The organism is Kitasatospora sp. NPDC051705 (genome assembly GCF_044453265.1).
Classification (GTDB): Bacteria; Actinomycetota; Actinomycetes; order Streptomycetales; family Streptomycetaceae; genus Kitasatospora.
The window spans coordinates 39,904-62,991 of record NZ_JBITCO010000014.1 but is presented as its reverse complement, the minus strand read 5'-3'; the positions used below and the strand labels follow the sequence as shown (position 1 = coordinate 62,991).

The 23,088-nt window shown below is 74.5% G+C and carries 24 protein-coding genes; 2 read left to right on the top strand and 22 right to left on the bottom strand.

Annotation, left to right across the window (positions count from 1 at the left end):
• Positions 1-11: 11 nt before the first annotated feature.
• Entirely contained in the window at positions 12-650 is a 639-nt protein-coding gene (locus ACIA8Q_RS19490) for a response regulator transcription factor (RefSeq protein ID WP_360208662.1), read from the bottom strand.
• The gene (locus tag ACIA8Q_RS19485) at positions 647-1,846 is read right to left on the bottom strand and encodes a sensor histidine kinase (protein ID WP_396317489.1); all 1,200 of its coding nucleotides are present in this window, start codon (positions 1,844-1,846) and stop codon (positions 647-649) included. The genes ACIA8Q_RS19490 and ACIA8Q_RS19485 overlap by 4 nt, the downstream gene beginning before the upstream one ends.
• Before the next feature lie 165 nt (positions 1,847-2,011).
• Here ACIA8Q_RS19485 and ACIA8Q_RS19480 point away from each other — a divergent pair, with 165 nt between their 5' ends.
• Positions 2,012-3,088 carry an ABC transporter permease gene (locus tag ACIA8Q_RS19480; RefSeq protein WP_360208656.1) on the top strand — a complete coding sequence of 359 codons (1,077 nt, stop codon included), beginning with the start codon at positions 2,012-2,014 and terminating at the stop codon, positions 3,086-3,088.
• Complete coding sequence (locus ACIA8Q_RS19475; RefSeq protein WP_360208653.1) at positions 3,085-3,765, top strand: ABC transporter ATP-binding protein; 681 nt, start codon at positions 3,085-3,087, stop codon at positions 3,763-3,765. Before ACIA8Q_RS19480 ends, ACIA8Q_RS19475 begins: the two co-directional genes overlap by 4 nt.
• Before the next feature lies 1 nt (position 3,766).
• Here the strand turns inward: ACIA8Q_RS19475 and ACIA8Q_RS19470 are convergent, their stop codons facing one another.
• The 20 genes from ACIA8Q_RS19470 to pafA form a co-directional block, all read right to left on the bottom strand.
• A complete protein-coding gene (locus ACIA8Q_RS19470) occupies positions 3,767-4,363 on the bottom strand; it encodes a Uma2 family endonuclease (RefSeq protein WP_396317488.1) in 597 nt (198 codons plus the stop codon).
• Between the two features lie 102 nt (positions 4,364-4,465).
• Positions 4,466-5,176, bottom strand: coding sequence for a GntR family transcriptional regulator (locus ACIA8Q_RS19465; protein WP_360208648.1), 711 nt, complete (start codon positions 5,174-5,176; stop codon positions 4,466-4,468).
• Positions 5,177-5,535: 359 nt separating this feature from the next.
• Entirely contained in the window at positions 5,536-6,489 is a 954-nt protein-coding gene (locus ACIA8Q_RS19460) for an ornithine cyclodeaminase family protein (protein WP_396317487.1), read from the bottom strand.
• Positions 6,486-7,514, bottom strand: coding sequence for a proline racemase family protein (locus ACIA8Q_RS19455; RefSeq protein WP_396317486.1), 1,029 nt, complete (start codon positions 7,512-7,514; stop codon positions 6,486-6,488). The genes ACIA8Q_RS19460 and ACIA8Q_RS19455 overlap by 4 nt, the downstream gene beginning before the upstream one ends.
• A complete protein-coding gene (locus tag ACIA8Q_RS19450) occupies positions 7,514-8,878 on the bottom strand; it encodes an aldehyde dehydrogenase family protein (protein ID WP_387905802.1) in 1,365 nt (454 codons plus the stop codon). Before ACIA8Q_RS19450 ends, ACIA8Q_RS19455 begins: the two co-directional genes overlap by 1 nt.
• Before the next feature lie 80 nt (positions 8,879-8,958).
• A complete protein-coding gene (locus ACIA8Q_RS19445; RefSeq protein WP_360208642.1) occupies positions 8,959-9,963 on the bottom strand; it encodes a proline racemase family protein in 1,005 nt (334 codons plus the stop codon).
• A 118-nt stretch (positions 9,964-10,081) separates the two neighbouring features.
• Positions 10,082-11,017: a dihydrodipicolinate synthase family protein gene (locus tag ACIA8Q_RS19440; protein WP_387907763.1), complete on the bottom strand. Its 936-nt coding sequence runs from the start codon at positions 11,015-11,017 to the stop codon at positions 10,082-10,084.
• Between the two features lie 58 nt (positions 11,018-11,075).
• Positions 11,076-12,527: an NAD(P)/FAD-dependent oxidoreductase gene (locus tag ACIA8Q_RS19435; protein WP_360208637.1), complete on the bottom strand. Its 1,452-nt coding sequence runs from the start codon at positions 12,525-12,527 to the stop codon at positions 11,076-11,078.
• The gene (locus ACIA8Q_RS19430) at positions 12,508-12,825 is read right to left on the bottom strand and encodes a (2Fe-2S)-binding protein (RefSeq protein ID WP_360208635.1); all 318 of its coding nucleotides are present in this window, start codon (positions 12,823-12,825) and stop codon (positions 12,508-12,510) included. The genes ACIA8Q_RS19435 and ACIA8Q_RS19430 overlap by 20 nt, the downstream gene beginning before the upstream one ends.
• Positions 12,826-12,948: 123 nt before the next feature.
• Positions 12,949-14,124: an NAD(P)/FAD-dependent oxidoreductase gene (locus ACIA8Q_RS19425; RefSeq protein ID WP_396317485.1), complete on the bottom strand. Its 1,176-nt coding sequence runs from the start codon at positions 14,122-14,124 to the stop codon at positions 12,949-12,951.
• Positions 14,125-14,328: 204 nt separating this feature from the next.
• On the bottom strand, positions 14,329-15,219 hold the full coding sequence (gene tatC, locus ACIA8Q_RS19420; RefSeq protein ID WP_387907803.1) for a twin-arginine translocase subunit TatC: 891 nt from the start codon (positions 15,217-15,219) through the stop codon (positions 14,329-14,331).
• A 127-nt stretch (positions 15,220-15,346) separates the two neighbouring features.
• Positions 15,347-15,646 carry a Sec-independent protein translocase subunit TatA gene (gene tatA / locus ACIA8Q_RS19415; protein WP_360208627.1) on the bottom strand — a complete coding sequence of 100 codons (300 nt, stop codon included), beginning with the start codon at positions 15,644-15,646 and terminating at the stop codon, positions 15,347-15,349.
• Positions 15,647-15,848: 202 nt separating this feature from the next.
• Positions 15,849-16,025, bottom strand: coding sequence for a hypothetical protein (locus ACIA8Q_RS19410; RefSeq protein WP_360208624.1), 177 nt, complete (start codon positions 16,023-16,025; stop codon positions 15,849-15,851).
• A 20-nt stretch (positions 16,026-16,045) separates the two neighbouring features.
• Positions 16,046-16,276 carry a hypothetical protein gene (locus tag ACIA8Q_RS19405; RefSeq protein ID WP_387907770.1) on the bottom strand — a complete coding sequence of 77 codons (231 nt, stop codon included), beginning with the start codon at positions 16,274-16,276 and terminating at the stop codon, positions 16,046-16,048.
• 3 nt (positions 16,277-16,279) lie between these two features.
• Positions 16,280-17,254 carry a helix-turn-helix transcriptional regulator gene (locus ACIA8Q_RS19400; RefSeq protein ID WP_396317484.1) on the bottom strand — a complete coding sequence of 325 codons (975 nt, stop codon included), beginning with the start codon at positions 17,252-17,254 and terminating at the stop codon, positions 16,280-16,282.
• Entirely contained in the window at positions 17,251-18,237 is a 987-nt protein-coding gene (locus tag ACIA8Q_RS19395; RefSeq protein ID WP_360208617.1) for a WYL domain-containing protein, read from the bottom strand. Before ACIA8Q_RS19395 ends, ACIA8Q_RS19400 begins: the two co-directional genes overlap by 4 nt.
• 165 nt (positions 18,238-18,402) lie before the next feature.
• Positions 18,403-18,777: an FKBP-type peptidyl-prolyl cis-trans isomerase gene (locus ACIA8Q_RS19390; RefSeq protein WP_360208614.1), complete on the bottom strand. Its 375-nt coding sequence runs from the start codon at positions 18,775-18,777 to the stop codon at positions 18,403-18,405.
• A gap of 159 nt (positions 18,778-18,936) precedes the next feature.
• Complete coding sequence (locus tag ACIA8Q_RS19385) at positions 18,937-20,253, bottom strand: FKBP-type peptidyl-prolyl cis-trans isomerase (protein WP_360208611.1); 1,317 nt, start codon at positions 20,251-20,253, stop codon at positions 18,937-18,939.
• Between the two features lie 261 nt (positions 20,254-20,514).
• Complete coding sequence (locus ACIA8Q_RS19380; RefSeq protein WP_360208609.1) at positions 20,515-21,504, bottom strand: FKBP-type peptidyl-prolyl cis-trans isomerase; 990 nt, start codon at positions 21,502-21,504, stop codon at positions 20,515-20,517.
• A gap of 122 nt (positions 21,505-21,626) precedes the next feature.
• Positions 21,627-22,988 (bottom strand): Pup--protein ligase, encoded by a 1,362-nt coding sequence (pafA, locus tag ACIA8Q_RS19375; RefSeq protein WP_360208606.1) that lies wholly within the window; start codon positions 22,986-22,988, stop codon positions 21,627-21,629.
• Positions 22,989-23,088 lie beyond the last annotated feature (100 nt).

The window sequence follows — 23,088 nt, the reverse complement described above, 5'->3', positions numbered from 1 at the left end:
ACGGACCCGATCTAGCGGATCAGCCCGCGACCGCGCGCCTCCCGCACCGCCGCCGTCCGCGAGTCCACCCCCAACTTGGTGTAGATGTGCACCAGATGGGACTTCACGGTGGCCTGGCTCAGGTGCAGCCGCTGGCTGACCTGCTGGTTGGTCAGCCCGTCCGCGACCAGCCCCAGCACCTCGGTCTCCCGCGCGCTGAGCGCCGCCGCCGGCGTCCGCATCCGTTCGAGCAGCCGGTCGGCGACGCTGGGCGCCAGCGCCGAACGGCCGGCGGCGGCCGCCCGGACGGCCTGGGCGAGCTCCTCCGGCGGCGCGTCCTTGAGCAGGTAGCCGGTGGCGCCGGCCTCCAGCGCGGGCAGGGTGTCGGCGTCGCTGTCGTAGGTGGTGACGACGAGGACGCGGGGCGCACCCGCCCGGGCGGTGATCGCGGCGGTGGCCTGGGCGCCGTTCATGGCGGAGCCCGGCCCGAACTGGAGGTCCATCAGCACCACGTCGACCGTGCCCTGCGCCGCCAGTTCGACGGCCCGTTCGGCGGTCGCGGCCTCGGCGACGATCTCGAAGTCCGGTTCGCCCTCCAGCACGGCCCGCAGTCCGGCCCGCACCACCGGGTGGTCGTCCGCCAGCAGCAGTCTGATCGCGGCCCCGCTCATGCCCCGCCCTCCGTCACCGGCAGCTGGACGGCCAGGGCGGTGCCCTCGCCGGGTGCCGACTCCACCGTGAAGGTGCCGCCGAGGGCCCTGGCCCTCGCCCGCATCGACGGCAGGCCGAACCCGCCGTCGCCGTCGGTGCGGCCGGCGACCGCCGCCGGGTCGAACCCGGCCCCGTCGTCGAACACGTCGAGCGCCACCTCGTCCTCCATGTAGCTGAGCGTCACCTCGGCGTGCGAGGCCCCGGCGTGCCGGACGGTGTTGCCGAGTGCGGACTGCGCGATCCGCAGCAGGGCGACCTCCTGCGGCACCGGCAGCCGGACCGGGTCGCCGGACACGTGCAGTTTCACCGGGAGGCCGCTGTGCGCCGACGTGGTGGCGCAGAGCCGTTCCAGGGCGACCGGCAGCGGGTCGCCGTCGAGGGCGGGCGGGGTGAGCGCGCGGACGAAGCGCCGGGCCTCGTCGAGGTTGTCCTGGGCGGCCTGCCGGGCCTGTTCGACGTACCCGGCGGCCGCGTCGGTGCGGTCGGGCAGGGCGCGCTGGGCGGCCCGCAGCAGCAGCTGGATCGAGCTGAGGCTCTGGGCGAGGGTGTCGTGGATCTCCCGGGCGAGGCGCTCGCGTTCGGCGAGCACGCCGGCGGTGTGGTGGGCGGCGGCGAGGTCGGCCCGGGCGGCGGTGAGTTCGTCGATGAGCCGGCGGCGTTCCTCGCTCTCCCGGTACAGCGCCTGGTAGCCGAGCACGGTGGCGGTGGCGACGGCCGCACCGAGCGCGGGTCCGATGGCGGCGGCCACGTTGAAGGCGTGCTGGTGCCAGGACCACGCGGCGATGGCGGTGGCGGCGGTCAGACCGACGGCGGCGAGCCCGGCGCGGCGCCCGAGCAGGTGCAGTTCGAGGAAGTACAGCGGGAAGGCCAGCCAGACCCCGTCCTGGGTGGCGAGGAGCACGCCCGCCCAGGTGACGCCGAGCAGGGCGAGCCAGAGCGCGGCGGCCCGTCGGGAGCGGTGCACGGCCGCGGTCCTGGGGCCGACGGCGTAGACGGCGCCCATCGCGGCGGCGGAGGCGGCGACCGCCGCCGGGTCGCCGTCCCGGCCGGTCAGGGCGCGGGCGACGGCGAGGGCGAGCAGGCCCGCCACGAGCAGGTGCAGGCAGACCTGGAGGACGCGGGCGACGGGGGTGGTGCGGGAACGTTCGGTCGCCATCAGTCCAGCCTAGGTTCCGCGGCCGGGCCCGGCATCAATCAAAAGGTTGAACTCCGCTTCTGCCCTTCGATGCGGAGGATGCAATCCGGGGTGCGATGCCGGCGGCCGCCGTCCTCCGGGACGGTGGGAACGTCACAGAAGCAGCCGTGGACAGGAAGGACCGCCGTGTTCGTCGCCTGGAGGGATCTGGGGTTCGCCAAAGGGCGGTTCGCCCTGATGGGGACCGTCATCGTACTGATCACCGTGCTGGTCGGCCTGCTGTCCGGGCTGACGGCCGGGCTGGGCCGGCAGAACATCTCCGCGATCACCGGCCTGCCCGCGGACCACCTGGTCTTCTCCAGGCCCGCCGACGGGCAGCAGCTGTCCTTCACGGACTCCCAGGTGACACCCGAGCAGTGGCAGGCCTGGGCACGTGAGCCCGGGGTCACCTCCGCCCAGCCGCTGGGCATCACCACGACCAAGGCGGCCGCGGGCACCCGCACCGCCGCGCTGTCCGCCTTCGGCGTCCCGGACGGCTCCGGACTGGCCCCGCAGGGCGCCGCGGTGGCCCCCGGCCGGGCGGTGCTCTCCCGCGAGGCCGCCGAGGGCCTGGGCGGCCTCGCCCCGGGCGCCGACCTCACCGTGGCCGGCCACCACCTGCGGGTGGCGGCCGTGGACGGCGACGCCGCGTTCAGCCACACCCCGGTGATCTGGACCAGCCTCTCGGACTGGCAGCAGTTCGCCCCCGGCGGTGCCGGCCACGCCACGGTCGTCGCGCTCGGCACGGCGAAGGGGGCCGACCTCGGCGGCGCCGACGCCCGCCTCGGCACCGAGACCCGCAGCCGGGACGACGCCCTGGCCGCGATCGGCTCCTACACCTCCGAGAACGGCTCGCTGCAGCTGATGCGCGGCTTCCTGTTCGCCATCTCGGCGCTGGTGATCGGCGCGTTCTTCACCGTGTGGACGATCCAGCGCAGCGGCGACGTCGCGGTGCTGAAGGCGCTCGGCGCCTCGACCCGCTACCTGCTGCGGGACGCGCTCGGCCAGGCCGTCCTGCTGCTGGTGCTCGGCACCGCGGTCGGCACCGCCCTCGCGGCGGGCCTGGGCGCGGCGGTCGGCTCCGCGGTGCCCTTCGTCCTGGACGCCCCGACCGTCCTCGTCCCGGCCGTGGTCATGATCGCGCTCGGCGCGGTCGGCGCGGCCCTGTCCATCCGCCGGATCACCTCCGTCGACCCGCTGACCGCTCTGGGGAGCGCCCGATGAGTCTCCTGCTCGACCACGTCACCCTGACCTACCCGGACGGCGACGGCCGGCTCACCGCGCTGGACGACGTCTCGCTGACCGTCCCGAAGGGGTCGATCACGGCGGTGGTCGGACCGTCCGGCTCCGGCAAGTCCAGCCTGCTGGCGGTCGCCGCCACCCTGATCGCCCCGGACTCCGGCCGGGTGGTGGTGGACGGCACCGACACCGCCGGGCTCGGCCGGGCCGAACTGACGGCCCTGCGGCGCACCCGGATCGGCATCGTGTTCCAGCAGGCCAATCTGCTGCCCTCGCTCACCGCCGTCGAGCAGCTCCAGGTGATGGCCCACCTGGACGGCGGCTCCCCGCGCGCCGCGCTGCCGCGGGCGCTGGAGCTGCTGGCCGCCGTCGGCCTGCGCGACCAGGCCGCCCGCCGCCCGCACCAGTTGTCCGGCGGCCAGCGCCAGCGCGTCAACATCGCCCGGGCGCTGATGAACGACCCCACGGTGCTCCTGGTGGACGAGCCGACGAGCGCGCTCGACCACGAACGCGGCGCCGCCGTCCTGGACCTGATCACCGACCTGACCCACCGCCGCGCGACGGCCACCGTGCTGGTCACCCACGACCGCACCCACCTGACGGCCGTCGACCAGGTCGCCGAGGTCCACGACGGCCGTCTCACCGTCCCGGCCCCGGCCTGAGCTACGCCTTCGCCGCCAGCACCTCGTCCACCACCAGCGTCACCGACGCCCCGATCGACTCCGGCAGGGTGAACGACTGCCCCGGGTGGTGGACGGCGTGCAGCCGGTACTCACCGTCCTGCGGGTCGGTGAGCACCGTGACGCGCCGGTTCGTCCGGTCCACGATGACGTAGACGGGCACTCCCGCGGTGGCGTAGGCGAAGGGCTTCTTCGTGAGGTCGTCGCCGAAGTTCGAGGAAGCGACTTCGAGGACGAGACGGAAGACCGCCGGGTCGTAGCAGTCGTACTCGATCAGGTGGTCGTCGATGTCGGCGTCGACGACCGACAGATCGGGCACGGCGTAGTCCGACGGCCCCTCCGGCAGCCGGATGCCGACGTTCTGCAGGACGTCGACCTCCACACCGTCGAGACCGGCCCCGAACAGCGTCCGCATGAGCCGGCTCAGCGACTTTCCGTGTGCGGCGTTCGGCGGCGGCGTCACGGTGATCTCGCTCCCGATGATCTCGACCCGGTAGCCGACGAACTGGTCCGAGATCAGATCCGCGACCTCGAGCAGCGTCGGCCGCTCGACGGGTTCTTCCACTGCTGCGGCGGACATGGATTTCCTCCTGACTGCCGATGTCGGGAAACATCGTCGTAGAGCCGGAGCGCCGATCGCCGGCCGAGCCGACGCCTTCACCCGAACGGGTGGGTCTCCGCCCTAGCGGGCCCGCAGGCGCAGGGCCGGGCGCTCCTCCTCGGCCGGCTCGCCCTGCCCGGCCCAGAGGGAGCGGACGTGGCTGAGGTGGCGCGTCATGCAGGCCTCGGCGGCCTCGGCGTCGCCGGCGATCATCAGGTCCAGCAGCTCCAGGTGCTCCTCGGCCGAGGAGGTCAGCTCGCCGCGCTCGTCGAGCCGGTTGAGCCCGTAGAGCCGGGAGCGCTTGCGCAGGTCGCCGACCACGTCGACGAGGCGGGCGTTGCCGGCCAGCCCGAGCAGGTCCAGGTGGAACTGGCGGTCGGCCTCCAGGTAGCCGATCAGGTCGTGCTTGCGCGCCGCCGCGACGATCGCCTCGGCCTGCGGGCGCAGCCGCTCCAGCTGTTCCCTGGTGGCCGTGCGGGTGACCCGGCCGACGGTCGGGACCTCGATCAGGGCGCGGATCTCGGTGTAGTCGTCGAGGTCGCGCTCCGTGAGCTCGGTGACCCGGAAGCCCTTGTTGCGGACGGCCTCGACCAGGCCCTCGCGGGCGAGGTCCAGCATGGCCTCGCGGACGGGGGTGGCGGAGACGCCGAAGTCGGCGGCGAGGGCGGGCGCGGAGTAGACGACGCCGGGGCGCAGTTCGCCGGAGATCAGGGCCGCCCGGAGCGCGTGGGCGACCTGGTCGCGGAGCCGCTCCTGCACGGAGATCAGAGTGCGGGATTTGAGGTCGGCCATGGTGTTCCTCCGGGTGGGTGCAGAACACCAGCGTACAATGTCACGTTACGTTGAGTGTGCAACAGTCCGTGATTCGGACGATCTGTCAGCGGCTGTCAACCTGCGCGAACACCGGCCGGAGCCCCGCGCGGCAGCGGCCGCGGACCGAAGCCCATCGTGGCAGCGGCCGCCGGCCCTGACAACGGCCGGCGACCCGCGATCTGCGCCACACCACCCACGGCGCACCACCCACGGCGCACCGCCCACGGGCGCCGGGGGCCGGCCCGGCAGGGGATCCCTTCCCACCGCACCGGCCCCCGGCTCCATGCCCCGGCCGCCGCCCGACACGGCAGGCCGGGGAGCCGCCACCGCACCGGCGGCTACCGGTGACCGCCACCACAGCGGTACACCTCCGCCGCGACGGCCAGGTCCTCCCAGGCCATCCCGACGCTCTTGAAGAAGCGCGGCCGGTCGGCCGGCGGCGGCACCTCACCGCGCACCAGTTCGGCCAGGTTCCGCACCCCGTCGAACGCGACGCCGGCCAGCAGCAGGTCGCCGGCCTCCCGGGCCGCCACCGCCCGCGCCTCCACGTACAGTCCGGCCCGCCGGACCAGCACCTCGTCCACCTCCCGCGCCTGCGGCTCGTGCGAGCCGACGGCCGCGACGGCGGCGTGCGCGGGCACCAGGGCGCCGTCGAACAGCGGGGTGCGCGCGGTGGTGCAGCAGACCACCAGGTCCGCCCCGGCGACGGCCTCCGGGCCACCGACCGCGGCCGACAGCCCGAGGTCCCGCCCGTACGCGGCCAGCGCGGCCGCCCGTTCGGCGTTGCGCGCCACGACGGTGAGCCGGGTCAGCGGACGGACGGCGAGCAGCGCGTCCAGGTGCCCGTACGCCTGCGGCCCGGAGCCGAAGAGCACCAGGTGGGAGGCGTCCGGTGCGGCCAGCCGGCGCAGGGCGACGGCGGTGACGGCGGGGGTGCGCAGCGCGGTGAGCGCGGCGCCGTCCAGCAGCGCGAGCGGCTGCAGGGTGGGCCCGTCGAGCAGCAGGTAGCTGCCGGTGATCCGGGGCAGCCCCCGGCCGGGGTTGGCCGGCGCGACCCCGGCGATCTTGACCCCGGCGTACGGCCCGGCCGCGGCGGGCATCATCAGCAGCTCGCCCGCCGGGACGGGGACGGCCGAGCGGGCCGGGGCCGCCTCCGGGTCGAACCCGTCGAGCAGCACCCGTTCGAGGGCCGCCACGGCCCCGGCGGGGGTGAGGCCGCCGACGCCCGGCACGGCGTACCGGAGCGGCTCGGCCGCCGTGCCGGGCAGCGTGTCGCGGTCGTCCGCGGTCACAGCAGGAACCCCGTGCCCAGGTCGTCGCCGGGCTCCAGGACGAAGCCGTGCTCGCCGGTGCGGTGCGCGGTGCCGGTGACCTCGGTGACGACGCCGTCGCCGAACGGGTCGCCGCCGGGCAGGTGGCGGCCGGTGAAGACGGTCCCGATGACGGACTCGTGCCGCAGCTGTTCCCCCGGCGCGAGCCGCCCCTCGGCGGCGAGCACCGCGAGCCGGGCGGAGGTGCCGGAGCCGCAGGGCGAGCGGTCGATCTGCCCGTCGGCGAAGACCGTGACGTTGCGCTGGCTCAGCACCCCGTCCGCGGAGGGGAGTTCGTCGTGGAGGATGACGCCGTAGACGCCGGACAGGCGCGGGTCGGTCGGGTGCGCCACCGCCTCCGAACCGGCCAGCAGGTCCCTGATCTCCCGGCCGGCGGCGGTGAGTTCGGGCAGCTGCCCGGACTCCACCGACAGCCCGAGGGCGGCGGCCGGGACGGAGGCGTAGCAGGCCCCCGAGTGCGCCACCGCGACCTCGACGGTGCCCCGCGAGGTGGCCAGCGGCAGCTTCAGCGCGCTGACCCGGGTGGGGACGTTGCGGAAGGTCACCCCGGTGGTCCGCCCGGCGGCCCGGTGTACCAGCGCGGTGACCCGCCCGGACGGCACGTCGATGCGCACCCGCGCCACGCCGTCGGCGGGGGCGGGGACAAGCCCGGAGTCGACCGCCCAGGCGCCGAGGGCGATGGTGCCGTGCCCGCAGGCCGTCGAGTAACCGTCCTTGTGCCAGAACAGCACCCCGAGGTGCGCCTCGTCGTCGTCCGGCGGCACCAGGAAGCCGCCGTACATGCCGGGGTGGCCGCGCGGCTCCCGGCTGAGCAGCTGCCGGACGTCGTCGAGGGCGCTCGGCCGGGGGGCGGTGGCGCTGCCGCCCGCGCCGAGCGCGATGGCGCGGCGCTCGGCGACGCCGTCCCCCGGGATCACCGGGGCGCCGTCCAGCACGATCCGGAACGGCTCGCCGGCCGCGTGGTAGTCGACGGTGCGGACGAACATCACGCGCCCCCGCCCGGAAGCACGCTGACGGTGCGGCTGACGGTGTAGAAGTCGAGGGCGGCCTGGCCCTGTTCGCGGTCGCCGTGGCTCGCGCCCTTGGCACCGCCGAACGGCAGGTGGAAGTCGACCCCGCTGGAGGGCGCGTTGACCCGGATCATGCCCGCGTCCAGCCGGTCGGCCGCGGCCAGCGCGACGTCCAGGCTGCCGGTGTGCACCGAGGTGGAGAGGCTGTGCGGGGTGTCGTTGGCGAGCGCGATCGCCTCGTCGAGGTCGGCCGCGGCGTGCAGCAGCGCGATCGGGCCGAAGAACTCCTCACGCGCCAGCGGGTGTTCGGCCGGCACGTCGGTCAGCAGGGCGGGCTCGACGTACCAGCCGTCCCGCTCGGGCGCCCGGCCGCCGGTGAGCAGGGTGGCCCCGGCGGCGGTCGCGGTGGCGACGGCGCCGGTGAGGCGGTCCCGGGCGGCGGCGTTGATGACCGGCCCGCAGACGCTGTCGTCGACCAGCTCCAGCGCCTTGACCAGGGCGTCGCGCAGCGGCTCGTAGGCGGCGCCGACGGCGATCACCCGGCTGGTGGCGGTGCACTTCTGCCCCGCGTAGCCGGCGACGGCCGCGGCGATGTGGTTCGCGGCCAGGGCGATGTCGGCGTCCGGCAGCACCAGCGCGGCGTTCAGCCCGCCGAGTTCGGCCTGCACCGGCACGCCGCGTTCGGTGGCGGCCCGCACCACGGCCCGGCCGACTCCGGTCGAGCCGGTGAAGGAGACCACGTCCGCCGCGTCGACCAGGGCCGCGCCCTCCTCGGCGCCGCCCGGCAGCACGGTGAACACGTCCGCGGGGAGCCCGGCCGCCGCGACCAGCTCGGCCAGCCGCAGCGCGCAGGCGGTCGCCTCGGGGGCCGGCTTGAGCACCGCGGTGTTGCCGACGGCGAGTGCCGGTGCGGCCTTCCAGGTGGGGATCGCCAGCGGGAAGTTCCACGGCGCGATCAGTCCGGCCACGCCGTACGGGCGGCGCCGGGTGAGCAGCAGCCCGGGCCCGGCGGCGGTCTCGTGAACCGCCCCGGACGGCGTGAACGGCGCCTGCGCGTAGTAGCGCCAGATCGCCGCGGTGCGGGCGACCTCGCCGCGTGCCTCGGCGAGCGGCTTGCCGACCTCGCGCACGATCAGTGCGGCCAGCTCGTCCGCGTGCGCCTCGACCGCGTCGGCGATCCGGCCCAGCGCCGCCGATCGCGCGCCGGCGCCGGCCGCGAGCCAGCCGGGCTGCGCGGCCCCGGCCCGCCCGACGGCGTCCCGGACGGCCTGGGCCCCGGGCTCCTCGACGGCGACGACGAGGTCCGCCGGATCGGCGGGGTTGTACGAGGTGATGGTCACGACTGGCAGCCCTTCGGAGGTGGTTCGGCCGGCGCCGGGGCCGCCGCGTCGAGGGCGGCGGCGGGCAGCGGCGGGCGGGGTCAGAGCAGGAAGCCCGCGGGGAACGGGTCGCTCGGGTCGAGGAAGTACTGGGCGGTGCCGGTGACCCAGGCCCGCCCGGTGACGGTGGGCACCACGGCGGGCCGCCCGGCCACCTCGGTCTCCTCGACCAGACGCCCGACGAAGGTCGTCCCGATGAAGGAGTCGTTGCGGAAGTCGCGCCCCAGCGGAAGTTCCCCGCGCGCGTGCAGCTGCGCCATCCGCGCCGAGGTGCCGGTGCCGCAGGGCGAGCGGTCGAACCAGCCGGGGTGGATGGCCATCGCGTGCCGGGAGTGCTCGGCGGTGGAGCCGGGGGCGAGCAGCTGGACGTGGTGGCAGCTGTGGATGGAGGGGTCCTCCGGGTGCTGCGGCCGGTCGGGGCTCGCGTTGATGGCGTCCATCAGGGCCAGCCCGGCGTCCAGGATGTCCTGCTTTCGCTCGCGCTCGAACGGCAACCCGAACTCGGCGAGCGGCAGGATGGCGTAGAAGTTGCCGCCGTACGCGAGGTCGTAGCCGACGGTGCCGTACCCGGGGACGTCGATCTTGCGGTCCAGGGCGACCGAGTAGGACGGCACGTTGCGGATCGTCACCGCCTTGGCGGCGCCGTCCTCGACGTGCACCTCGGCGATCACCAGTCCGGCGGGCGTGTCCAGCCGCACGGTGGTGACCGGTTCGACGACGGGCACCATGCCGGTCTCGACGAGCACGGTGGCGACGCCGATGGTGCCGTGCCCGCACATCGGCAGCAGCCCGGAGACCTCGATGTAGAGCACCCCGAAGTCGGCGTCCGGCCGGGTCGGCGGCTGCAGGATCGCGCCGCTCATCGCGGCGTGGCCGCGGGGCTCGTACATCAGCAGGGTGCGGAAGTGGTCCAGGTGCTGCTGGAAGTGCACCCGGCGCTCGGCCATGGTGGCGCCGGGGATGACGCCGAAGCCCCCGGTGACGACCCGGGTCGGCATGCCCTCGGTGTGCGAGTCGACGGCGTGGAACACGTGACGGCTGCGCATGGCTTACGACTCCCGTCGGGGTGGGACGTACGGACGGCGCGGACGGCACGACCGTACGGCTTGGTGGGTGGGGGGTCGGGCCGGCTGCCCCCGCAGCCGGCCTGGTGACTGCGTCCTGCTACGCGAGGCCCTCGGCCAGCGCCTTCTCGGTGGCCGCGCGGACGGCCGCCTCGATCTCCGGGGTGAGCGGCTGGCGCGGGGCGCGCACCGGGCCGCCGGGGCGTCCGGCGATGTCCATCGACAGCTTGATGGCCTGGACGAACTCGGTCTTGGAGTCCCAGCGCAGCAGCGAGTGCAGCGACTTGTACAGCGGGAGCGCGGTGTCCAGGTCGTGCGCGACGGCGGCCTTGTAGAGCGCGACGCTGGCCTCGGGCAGCGCGTTCGGGTAGCCGGCGATCCAGCCGACCGCGCCGGCCAGGGCCAGCTCCAGCAGCACGTCGTCGGCGCCGATCAGCAGGTCCAGCCCGGGGGCCAGTTCGGCGATCTCGTAGGCCCGGCGGACGTCGCCGCTGAACTCCTTGACCGCGACGATCGAGCCCTCGCCGTGCAGCTGCGCGAGCAGTGCCGGGACGAGGTCGACCTTGGTGTCGATCGGGTTGTTGTAGGCGACGATCGGCAGGCCGGCCCTGGCGACCTCGGCGTAGTGCGCGCGCACGGAGGCGTGGTCGGCCCGGTAGGCGTTCGGCGGCAGCAGCAGGACGGATCCGGCGCCGGCCTCGGCGGCCTGCTCGGCCCAGCGGCGGGACTCGGCGCTGCCGTACGCGGCCACGCCGGGCATGACCCGGGAGCCGTCGCCGGCCGCCTCGACGGCCACCTCGACGACGCGGGCGCGCTCCTCGGCGGTGAGCGTCTGGTACTCGCCCAGCGAGCCGTTGGGGACGACGCCGTCGCAGCCGGACTCGATGAGCCAGCGGACGTGCTCGGCGTAGGCGTCGTAGTCGACGGAGAGGTCCGGGCGCAGCGGGATCGTGGTGGCGACCATGACGCCGCGCCAGGGGCGGGTGGTGTCGTTCGGGGTGATGGACACGGTGAGCTCCTTGGTGAGGTGTGACATTTTATTAGACGGGACGGGCCGGAGACAAGGGTCCCCGGCCCGCGCGTTCGACGACGGGCTACGCGCCGGCCGGGCCGGCCTCTCCCGGATCCCCGCCGGGCCCCGCGGCCAGCTGTGCCAGCGGCACCGGGCAGGCCAGCGGGCGGCGGTCGGCCCCGGGCTCACCCGAGCCGGAGAGGCAGGCCACGGCCGGACCGCACATCCGGCCCTGGCACCACCCCATCCCGGCCCGGGTGAGCAGCTTGACGGTGCGCGGATCGCCCGCGCCCAGCTCGTCCACGGCCTCCCGGACCCGCGCCACCGGGACCTCCTCGCACCGGCAGACCTCGGTCTCCGGCGTCAGCCAGCCGGTCCAGCCGGGGCCGGGGCGGTGCGCCGCGGCCATCAGCTCGGCGAAGTCCCGCAGCCGGGACCGGCGGCGCAGCAGGGCCGGCGCCGGAGCCCGGTCGGCCACGGCGTGCGCGGCGAGTTCGCCCTCGACGATCGCGAGGTCCGCGCCGCCGACGCCGTTGGTCTCGCCCGCCGACCACAGCCCGGGCACGGTGGTGCGCAGCCGGGCGTCGACCCGCAGCGCGACCGCGCCGTCGGGGGCGGTGCGGGTGGCCGCGCCCAGCTCGGTCGCCAGGTCGATCTGCGGCAACAGGCCGTGGCCCACGGCGACGGCGTCGCAGTCGATCCGGCGCCCGGTGCCGGGCACCGGACGCCAGTCGGCGTCCAGCCGCGCCACCGTGACGGCGGTGACCCGGTCGGTCCCGTGCGCCTCGACGACGGCGCTGCGCGGCCGCAGCCGCACGCCGTGGCGCAGCAGCGCGCTCCCGTGCCCGGCGCCCTCGACGAGCTTGGCGGGGACGGCCGCCAGCACGCCGGGGCGCCGGGCGTAGCCGAGGTAGGCGGTGGCCTCGACCACCGCGGGCACCTCGGCCCCGGCGGTGACCAGCGAGGACGCCGCCGCGAGCAGCAGCGGGCCGCTGCCGGCCACCACGATCCGCCGCCCGGGCAGCACCAGCCCGGACTTGAGCATGGCCTGGGCGCCGCCCGCGGTGACCACCCCGGGCAGGGTCCAGCCCGGGAAGGGCAGCTGCCGCTCGTACGCGCCGGTGGCCAGCAGCACGGCGGTGGCCCGGACGGTGGTCCGGTCGGCCGACTCCGGCCCGCACGTGACGTGCACGGCGAAGCCGTCCCCGGTGCGCTCCAGCGCCCACACCTGGTGGCCGGTGCGCAGCCGCACGCGGCCGGCCTCCTGGTGGGCGGCGAGCCGGCCGGCCAGGCCGGTGTAGACCGACCAGCCGTGGTGGAGGCGGTCCGGGCGGGCGGCGCCGAGCCCGGGCGCAGGGTGCCGGTAGTACTGGCCGCCGGTGTCGTGCCCGCCGTCCAGCAGGGCGCAGTGCAGCCCGAGGTCCGCGGCGGTGACGGCGGCGGCGAGGCCGGCCGGCCCGGCGCCGACGACCACGAGGTCGTAGCGCGGGGGCTCCCCGGCAGCGGTGGACCGGTCAGACGGCGAGGTCGGCACGGCCGTTGCCCTCCTGGGTGGTGACGGTGGTGCCGGGCTCGGCGGGGAGCAGGCAGGTGCGCTGGTTGGGGCGGCCGTCGACGGTGGCCAGGCAGTCGAAGCAGGCGCCGATGCCGCAGAACGCCCCGCGGGGGCGGCCACCGATCCGGGTGGTGCGCCAGGCGAGCACGCCGTCGGCCCAGAGCGCGGCGGCGATCGACTGCCCCGGCAGGGCGGGGACGGGCCGGCCGTCGAACTCGATGTGGTGGGCGGGGCCGGGCTCGGCCCCGACCAGTTCGGCGGGGGTGCGGCGGCGCATCGGCGGCTCCTCCGTTTCGGTGGCGTTCGGGTGGTCGGGGAAGGGGGGCGGGCGTCGGGCCCGGCGCGGCCGCTCACGCGGGCCCGGCCGTACGGGCCGGGCCGCGCGGGCCGGGCGCGGCGCTCAGGCCCCGGCCGCGGACTCCGCCGGGAAGCGGTCCGGCCGGAAGGGCGTGAGGTCCAGCTCCGGCTGCTTGCCGGTCAGCTGTTCGCTGATCAGCAGCCCGGTGGCCGGGGCCAGCCCGATGCCGGCGCCCTCGTGGCCGCAGGCGTGGTACAGCCCGGGCGCCCGGGGGTCCGCCCCGACGGCCGGCAGGTGGTCCGGCAGGTACGGCCGGAAGCCGCGGTAGGTGCGCAGCACGGTGACGTCCTCCAGCACCGGGAAGAGTGCGGCGGCCTGCCCGGCGAGCCGCCGCAGCACCTCCTGGGAGAGCGTCCGGTCGAAGCCGACCCGCTCCCGGCTGGCGCCGATCAGCACCGGCCCGCCGGGGGTGCCCTCCACCACGGCGGAGGTCTGCAGGGCGGCCGAGCCGCTGGCGACGTCGGCGACGTAGTCGGCGGCGTAGACCTTGTGCCGGACGATCCGCGGCAGCGGCTCGGTGACCAGCACGAAGCCGCGCCGGGGCATCACCGGCAGGTGCACTCCGGCGAGCCCGGCGAGCTCGCCGCCCCAGGTGCCGGCCGCGTTGACCACGGCGGGGGCGGTGAGCCGGCGCCGGTCGGTGCGCACGCCGCGCACGACGCCGTCCGGCCCGCGGTCGACGGCGGTCACGGTCTCGCCGGTGAGCAGCTCGGCGCCCAGGCGGCGGGCCTCGCGCAGCAGGTGGGCGGCGGCGAGGGCGGGCTGGACCTGGGCGTCCTGCGGGTAGTGGAAGCCGCCGGCCAGGCCGCGGGCGAGGTGGGGCTCCAGCTCGCGCAGCCGCTCGGCGGGGACCTCCTCGGCGGTGACGCCGGCGGCGGTCTGCCCGGCGGCGAAGGCCCGCAGGGCGTCCTGTCCGGCCGGGGTGGCCGAGACGACCACGCCGCCCTTGGGTTCGTACTCCACGGCCGGGCCGAGGTGTTCGGCGAGGTCGCGCCAGAGCCGGGTGCTGAGCAGGGCGAGGTCGAGTTCGGGCCCGGGCTCCTTGTCGGAGACCAGCAGGTTGCCCTCGCCGGCGCCGGTGGTGCCGCCGGCCACCGGCCCGCGGTCGACGACGGCGACGGCGAGCCCGGCGCGGGCGGCGTAGTAGGCGCAGGCGGCGCCGACGACACCGGCGCCGACCACGACGACATCCAGTGGAGGTCTCTGGGTCTTGAGCACGTCAGTAATATGTCACATGCCATCCACCCTGCCAAGACCGCCCCGCCGGAGTCCGCGACCGGCCCGCCGGCCGGCCCCGGGACCTGCCGGATCCGCACCGGAGCCGGGCCGGAACCGCTCCGGACCAGCGCGAAGGCCCCGGCCCGCCGCGTCGGGCGGCGGGCCGGGGCCTCACGGTGCACTACCGGGTCCCGCGGCCCCGGATCAGGTGATGTCGTCGATCTGCTCGCCGCGTGCGGCGGGCACCGGGGCGCTCGCCGTCGGCGCGCTCGACGCCCGGACGGTCTCCACTCCGGCCACCGGCTGCACCGAGAGGTCCAGCTCCGAGGCCTCCTCGTCGCTCAGCCCGGCGTCGGGGTTGCGGCGGGCCTTGCGCCGGTCGTTGAACAGCGCGATCGCCACGGCGATGAAGTACAGCGCCCAGATCGGCGCGGCCAGGGTGAGCATGCTGACCGGGTCGGCGCTCGGCGTCGCGAAGGCCGCGAAGACCGTGATGGCCATGACCATCCCGCGCCACCAGCCGAGCAGCCGCTTCCCGGTGACCATCCCGACGACGTTCAGCATCACCAGCAGCAGCGGGAACTCGAAGGCCAGGCCGAAGACCAGCACCATCCGGGTGGCGATGTCGAGGTAGTCCTCGGGCGGCAGGATCGGCGTGGTGTTGTTCGGGGTGAACGAGATCAGCACGTCGACCGTGGTCGGGAGGACCAGGATCGCGCAGCCCACGCCGGCCAGGAACAGCGGTGCCCCGGCCGCCATGAAGATGATCGAGTACTTCTTCTCGTGCTTGTGCAGACCGGGCGCCACGAAGGCCCACACCTGGTAGAGCCAGATCGGCACGGTCGCGACCACGCCGGCCGTCAGCGAGACCTTGAGCATCCAGGTGAAACCGGCGGTCAGACCGATGTTGGAGACCTGGGCGCACTTCCCGTGGTACTGGCCAGCCGTCTCCGCGGTGCACCGCGGCAGCGGCTTCAGCAGGAAGTCCTCGAGCTGCTTGTGGTAGACCGCGGCGATGATCGTGATGACCACGATCGCCAGGACCGACTTGACCACGCGGTTCCGCAGTTCCCGCAGGTGGTCGGCGAGGGCCATCCGCCCCTCAGGATCCTTGGGCGCGTTCGACGCCTTGGAGAGCTTGCTCAACCCCGGTCCTCAACTCGTGCGTCGAGGCCCGCCGGTCGGCGGGCCTTCGTGGTCGCGTGCGTCACGTGCGCCGCGCTCAGTGCGGGCGGTCGCCGTCGGGCGCGGTGGCCCCCGCGGCCGGCTCGTTCACCGGACGGGCCGTCGCCGACGCCCCGGGGGCGGACTGGATGGTCCGCGCCGCGGCGCCGTCGACCTGCTGGGGCGCGGGCGCCGGGGTGTCCGCGGACTCGCCGTCCGAGCGCATCGCCTTGGCCTCGCTCTTCAGGATCCGCATCGACTGACCGAGCGAACGCGCCAGATCGGGCAGTCGCTTGGCACCGAAGAGCAGGACGGCGAATACCGCGACCACCACGATCGCGGTCATCGAGATGCGCATGTGCGACCACCTTCAGTCATGGCGGCCCGACGGGCCGTCCGCCGCGGATGCTAACCGCTGCGGATGACGCCACGACGACGGCCGCCCGAACAGGACAGCGGCCCCCTTCGCAGGTGCAGGAGCCTCCTGAGAGCGTAACCCGCGCGCCCCCGCACGCAGCAGCCCCCGTACCGCCGACGCTTCCCGCCCCCGCCGGAGCGCGCTACCGGCCCGGTACCGCGGCGGCCAGCTCGCCCGCCGCGTCGGCCAGCGCCCGGGAGGCCGCGTCCACTCCCTCGGCCAGCGCCCGCACGGCCAGCCAGAGCCGGATCGCGAGGACCCCGAGGACCAACAGGCCCGCGGTGGCGAGCAGGACGGCGGCGACGAGCATCCAGGACATGGCCCCACCCTATCGGTGTGCTACCCCTCGGCCGGGACGAGCCGCATCGTGCGGACGCCGGCCCCGGTGAGCGCCGCGACGATCTTCTCCCCGGCGGCCTTGCGCACCGACGCCCCGCAGAGCGGGCAGCCGAAGCTGTAGTGCGCCTGGGCCGGGGTGCGGCCGAAGGTCAGCCGGAACTCCTCGGCCGGCAGCTCCACCTTCTCCCGGCACTCGGAGCAGTACACCTTGAATCTGGTCCCGGGTTCCACCGATCAGGCCCGCCCCTCCCCCTCGGCCGCCGTCCCCTCGTAGGCGGCCAGCGCGGCCAGCGCCGCCGAGCGCGCCTGCCCGGCCAGCGCCGGCGGCGAGACGATCCGGCCGTCCCGGCCCAGCCGCAGCGCCAGCGGGCGCAGCTGCGAGGGGTCGGCGCTGCGCAGGGTGATCCGCAGCCCGCCGTCCGGCAGCTCCTCGGCCCGGTCGTGGGTGTAGTACTCGGCCACCCAGCGCCCGCCCGAGGAGACCTCGACGACCACCTCGGGGTCGTCCGCGGAGGGGTTGACCAGCCCGCCGCTGAGGTCGCGCGGCTCGCGCCGGGGCGGGTCGGCCGGCACGTCCAGCACCCGGATCTCGGCGACCCGGTCCAGCCGGAACATCCGGTGGTCCTCGGAGGTCCGGCACCAGGCCTCGAGGTAGGTGTGGCCCTCGGTGAGCAGCCGGATCGGGTCGACCTCGCGCTCGGTCATCCCGCCGCGCCCGTGCGAGTAGTAGCGCAGCCAGAGCCGGCGCCCCTCGCTGAGCGCGCGGTCGATGTCGGCGAACACGTGGCCCTCGGCCTCGAAGGTCACGCCGACCCTGGCGCTGCCGGCCGCGCTCTCCCCGGCCGCGTTCTCGATCTTGACGACGGCCCGGGTGAGCGCCTCCCGGTCACCGGCCCGCAGGCCGGGCAGGCCGGCCACCGCACGGGCGGCCACCAGCAGCGCGGTCGCCTCGTCGGCGGCCAGCCGCAGCGGCTGGGCCACGTCGTCGACGTTGTGCCACCAGATCCGCTCGCCGTCGGTGTCGATGTCGAGCAGGTCGCCGCCGCGGAAGCTGGTGCCGCACATCGGCAGCACGTTGAGGTCGCCGATCAGCTCGCGCTCGGAGATCCCGAACGCCCGGGCCACCTCGGCCACCTCGGCGCCGGGCCGCTCGCGCAGGTAGGTGACCAGCGACAGCATCCGCCTGGTCTGGTCGATCGCGTTGCTCATGCGTGGACCCCTTCGGTCACAGCGTCCAGCCCGGCCACGGCCCGCAGCCGGTCGATCACGTCGGCCCGCAGCTCCTCGGGGCCGAGCACCAGCACGTCCGGGCCGAACTCGGCGAGGTCCGCGCCGAGCCCGTTGCCGTACGGGATCTCCAGCTCGTCCCAGCGGTCGTCGACCCGCGTGCTGGCGAGCGCCTTGGTGCGCAGCGGGAAGCCGGCCCCCCGGCGGACCCGGACGGTCGCGGTGGCGGTGGCGCCCTCACCGGCGAACTTGGCGACGGTGGCGCGGACGTCCACGTGCTCGGGCACGGTGCCGAGGAAGGCCCCGGTCCTGGCCCGGACCTTGCCGGTGATCCGGCTCAGCCGGAACACCCGGGCGTCGCCGCGGTCGCGGTCCCAGCCCGCCAGGTACCAGTGCCCGCGCCAGCACTCCAGCGCCCACGGCTCGACGCTGCGCAGCTCGACGGCGGCGGCACCGGCCTTGCGGTACTCGAAGCTGACCGCGCGTCGGTCGCGGGCGGCGGTGAGCAGCGGCTCGAACGCGGCCTCCCGGGCCGGGATCCGCGGCTCCAGGGCGGTGCGGCCCTCGGGCTCGGCGAACGGTACGCCGGCCGCGCGCAGCTTCTGCAGCGCGCCGCTGGCCGCACCGGACATCTTGGCCTGCTGCCAGACCCGGGCGGCCAGGGTCAGCGCGGCCGCCTCCTCGGCGTCCAGCGCGATCTCGGGCAGCCGGTTGCGGTCGGCGCGGGCCAGGTAGCCGAGCTCGCCGTCCAGGGCGTTCTCGTCGACGTCGATCACCAGGCCGAGTTCGCGCAGGTCGTCCTTGTCCCGCTCGAACATCCGGTTGAAGGCGTCCTCGCTGCTGTTCTGCCAGGCCTCGCGGTACGCCTCGATGGATTCCCGCAGCTCCTTCTTGGAGAGCGGACGTCTGGTGTTCATCAGGCACAGGGCGAGATTCATCAGCCGCTCTGCCTTGGCGATCGCCATCGCTGACCCTTCCGGTGTGCCGCGCCGCGCGCGGGGTGTGCCCGCCGGGTGGTCGTCACCCGGCGGGACCGACCGTACCGGTCGCGGTACGCACTGCAAAAGCCGCCTCCGGAAACGCCCGCGGGCCGGGCCCCCGGAGGGGTCCGGCCCACGGTCGTGCCCGGGTCAGACGCCCAGCAGGTCGACCACGAAGATCAGGGTCGAGCCGGCCGGGATGGCCGGGGTCGGCGACTGGTTGCCGTACGCCAGGTGCGGCGGGATGACCAGCTCGCGGCGGCCGCCGACCTTCATGCCGACGACGCCCTGGTCCCAGCCCTTGATGACGCGGCCGCCGCCCAGCGGGAACTGGAAGGCGCTGCCACGGTTCCAGCTGGCGTCGAACTCCTCGCCGGTCGCGAAGGTCACGCCCACGTAGTGGACCTTGACGACCTGGCCCGGCTTGGCCTCCTCGCCGTCACCGACGACGATGTCGCGGATCGTCAGCTCGGTCGGGGCGTCGCCGACCGGGAAGTCGATCTCGGGCTTCTCGTTGAGGCTCACAGTCCCTCTTCTCGTATTCGCTTGCAGTCACGACCAAGCGGCGGGCGCCCGCACCCGGTCCGTTCCCGGACCACGGTACGGGCGCCCGCCGCCCGTCCGGGTCCGGCCACGCGGCCGGACCCGAAGGTCACACGCACACCATTGTCACCCGAAAGTGGATCAGCCCTGACCCGCGTCGAGGATGTCGACCACGAAGACCAGCGGCGCGTTGGCCGGGATGTCGCCCTGGCCCTTGTCGCCGTAGGCCAGCGCGGCCGGGATCACCAGCTCGACCCGGCTGCCGACGGTCTGGCCGACCAGGCCCTGGTCCCAGCCCTGGATGACCTGTCCGCCGCCGACCGGGAAGGAGAACGCCTGGCCCTTGCTGAGCGAGGAGTCGAACATCTTGCCGTCCTTGAACAGCGCGCCGGTGTACTGGACGACGACCTTCTCGCCCTTCTCCACCTTCGGCCCGGTGCCCTTGATCAGCACGTGCGTCTTCAGCTCGGTCGGGTCGGCCGCGCCGGCCACCGGAGTGATGTCCGCAGGCTTCTTGCCGTTGTCCTTGACCTGCGGGAAGTCCGCCGGCGGCGGCGTCACGGTGCCGCTCACCACGGCGTCCGGCGCGTTGGCGTTGCGGATGTCGATCACGAAGATCAGGTCGTCCTTGGGCCCGATCGACATGTCGGACTTGCCCTGGGAGCCGAACGCGGCGGCCGGCGGGGCCACCACGAGGATCCGGCTGCCGGCCTTCTTCCCGAGCACGGCCTGGTCCAGCGCCGGGATCAGCGCGTCGGTGCCGGCCTGGAAGATCTGCTGCTTGCCGTTGTTGTCGTACGAGCTCGGGATGTCCTTGCCCGTGTTCCAGTCCTTGGCGGTGTAGTCCACCGAGGTCCAGGAGTTCTTGTCCACCTTGGCGCCGGTGCCCTCGGACAGCACCTTGACCACGAAGGAGCCGTCGGAGGCCTCGCCGGGCACCTGGATGTCGGCCTTCTTGCCGAAGTCACCGGTGATCGTCGGCAGCACCTTGGCGCTGTCCTTGATCGGCGGCACCGGGTCGGCGGTCGGCGTGGGAGGCGCGCTCTGGGCCGCGTCCGGCTTGGCCGCGGTGTCCGACTTGGAGCCGCCGTCCTTGTTCACCATGTAGAGCGTCACCGCGCTGCCGGCCAGCAGCACGGCCAGCACGGTGCCGAGGATCACGCCCAGGCGGCCCACGCCGGGCGGGTTCTCGTCGTACCCGGCCTCCGAGGTGTCACCCCGGCGCACCGTGGAGGCGAAGATCTGCGGGGTGTCGTCGGTCTTCGTCCCGCCCGTGGCACGCGGCCTGTCGCCGGGCTGCGCCCAGCCGGCCTGCTGCTTCAGGATCGACGGCGGGACGACGATCGACTCGCCGTCCCCCGGAAGCGGGCCGCCGGGGCGCGAGGCGGCCGGGTCACCCGCAGAGCTGTCGTTCGCCGCGGTGCCGGCCCCGCCCGGGCTCGGCGTCTTCTCAGTCATGACTCCCCATCCATCTCGCCACGAGGTCTTCCAGGTCTGCTCCCGGCGTCGTGAGCGCCGGTGTGCCGCCGCACCGTCCGCCCCGGACCTCGGCGCCGGGCGGCACCTGCCACAGTGCGAGGGCAGTATGACAGCTCAGGATGAGGGCGGACGCTTCGGTGTACGAGCGTCCGCCCAAGCGTACGGAATCCTGCGGGGGACTTCCTAGCGCGTCTCTGACAATTCCCGCCGGGCGTGCGACGCGAATGGTTCAGACACGCCCTAAACCGCTTCCAGAATGTCGATCACGAAGACCAGCGTGGAGTTCGCCGGCACCGAGCCCTGCGCCTGGTCCTTGTAGCCGAGCGCGGGCGGCACCACGAGTTCGACCCGGCTGCCGACGGTCTGGCCGACCAGCCCCTTGTCCCAGCCCTCGATGACGCTGCCGGTGCCGATCTGCACGGCCTGGGCGCCGCCGTGGGTCCAGGAGGAGTCGAACTGCTGGCCGTTGCTCCAGAGCACCCCGGTGTACTGCACCACCAGCGTCTGCCCGCTCTTGACCTGCTTGCCCTCACCCTTGATCAGCACCGCCTGCTGCAGGTCGGTGGGCGGCGCCTGCCCGGCCGGGACGGTGATCGTCACCGGGGCCTTGCCGTTGTCCTTGACCTGCGGGAGGGTCGCCGGCGGCTGGGTCATGGCGCCGGACAGCGTGGAGTCCTGCGGCAGGCTCTCCATGATGTCCAGCACGAACACCACGGTGTCGTTCTTGTCGACGCCGAGCTGGGTGCTGCCCTGGTCGCCGAAGGCCGCCGCCGGCGGGGCCACCACCAGCAGCCTGCTGCCGACCTTCTTGCCGATCACGCTCTGGTCGAACGCCGGCACCAGCTGCCCGCTGCCCGCCTGGTACAGCTGCGGCTTGCCGCCCGGGTCGTAGGAACTGGGCAGGTCCTTGCCGGTCGTCCAGTCCTTGGCCGTGTAGTTGACCGTCACCCAGTCGCCCTTGTTGACCGTCGACCGCTCGCCCTCGCTGACCGTGTTCACCACGAACTGGCCGCTGGGCTGCTGCCCCTCGGGGATGGTGATGGTGGCCTTGCTGCCGAACCCGCCGCCGGACAGGGTGGGCATCGGGGAGGCCTCGGTCACCGGCGCCGGCACGGTGGGCGGCGCACTGGCCGCGGACGGCGACGCCGGGCCGGCCGCCTTGGGCGAGCTGCTGCAGGCGACGGCCAGCAGCAGCGGCAGGGTGAGAAGCAAACCGGCGGTGCGGCGCACGGTGGTCCTTACTGTCGATCGAGGTCGGCCCTGACTCGACGGACAGCGTATGCCCGGACGGTGTCCGGCCCCGGTAGACACCACCACCGGGGCCGGACACCGCCCTGATCACGACCCGGGGGCTACATCCCGGCGATCAGCTTCTCGACGCGCTCGTCCACCGAGCGGAACGGGTCCTTGCAGAGCACCGTGCGCTGCGCCTGGTCGTTCAGCTTCAGGTGCACCCAGTCCACCGTGAAGTCCCGGCGCTGCTCCTGCGCCCGGCGGATGAAGTCCCCGCGCAGCCGGGCCCGGGTGGTCTGCGGCGGGATCGACTTGGCCTCGAAGGTCTTGAGGTCGGTGGTCACCCGCTGCGCCTGGCCCTTGCCCTGGAGCAGGTAGAAGAGGCCGCGACGGCGGTGGATGTCGTGGTAGGCGAGGTCGATCTGGGCCACCCGCGGGTTGGACATGCTCATCTGGTGCTTCTCGCGGTAGCGCTCGATGAGCTTGTACTTCATGATCCAGTCGATCTCGGTGGCCACCCCGTCCAGGTTCTCCGTCCGGACGGCCTCCAGGGTGCGGCCCCACAGGTCGAGGACGCGCGCGATGGTGCCGGTGTTGATGCCCTTGCGGTCGGCGAACTCCAGCGCCTTGCTGTAGTACTCCTCCTGGATGTCCAGCGCGCTGGCCTCCCGGCCGTTGGCGAGCCGCACCTGGTGGGTGCCGGTGAGGTCGTGGCTGACCTCGCGGATCGCCCGGATCGGGTTCTCCAGGGTGAGGTCGCGCATCACCACGCCCGCCTCGATCAGCCGGAGCACCAGGTCGGTGGCGCCGACCTTGAGCAGCGTCGTGGTCTCGGACATGTTGGAGTCGCCGACGATCACGTGCAGCCGGCGGTAGCGCTCGGCGTCCGCGTGCGGCTCGTCGCGGGTGTTGATGATGGGGCGGGAGCGGGTGGTGGCGGAGCTGACCCCCTCCCAGATGTGCTCGGCCCGCTGGCTGACGCAGTAGACCGCGCCGCGCGGGGTCTGCAGCACCTTGCCCGCGCCGCAGATCAGCTGGCGGGTCACCAGGAACGGGATGAGCACGTCGGCCAGCCGGGAGAACTCGCCGTGCCGGGCCACCAGGTAGTTCTCGTGGCAGCCGTAGGAGTTGCCGGCCGAGTCGGTGTTGTTCTTGAAGAGGTAGACGTCCCCCGCGATGCCCTCCTCGTGCAGCCGGCGCTCGGCGTCGACGAGCAGGCCCTCGAGGATCCGCTCGCCCGCCTTGTCGTGCGTCACCAGCTCGGTCACGTCGTCGCACTCGGGGGTGGCGTACTCGGGGTGGGAACCGACGTCCAGGTACAGCCGGGCGCCGTTGCGCAGGAAGACGTTGCTGCTGCGCCCCCAGGAGACGACCCGGCGGAACAGGTACCTCGCCACCTCGTCCGGCGACAGCCGTCGCTGCCCGCGGAACGTGCAGGTCACGCCGTACTCGTTCTCCAGCCCGAAGATCCGGCGGTCCATGAGCACTCCATTCTGTGTCGGAGCTGTCCGAAACCGCCTCCACGGCGGCCGGGCCGCCGCAGGGGCACCGGAGCCCCGTACGGCCTCCGTCCGGCCGCCG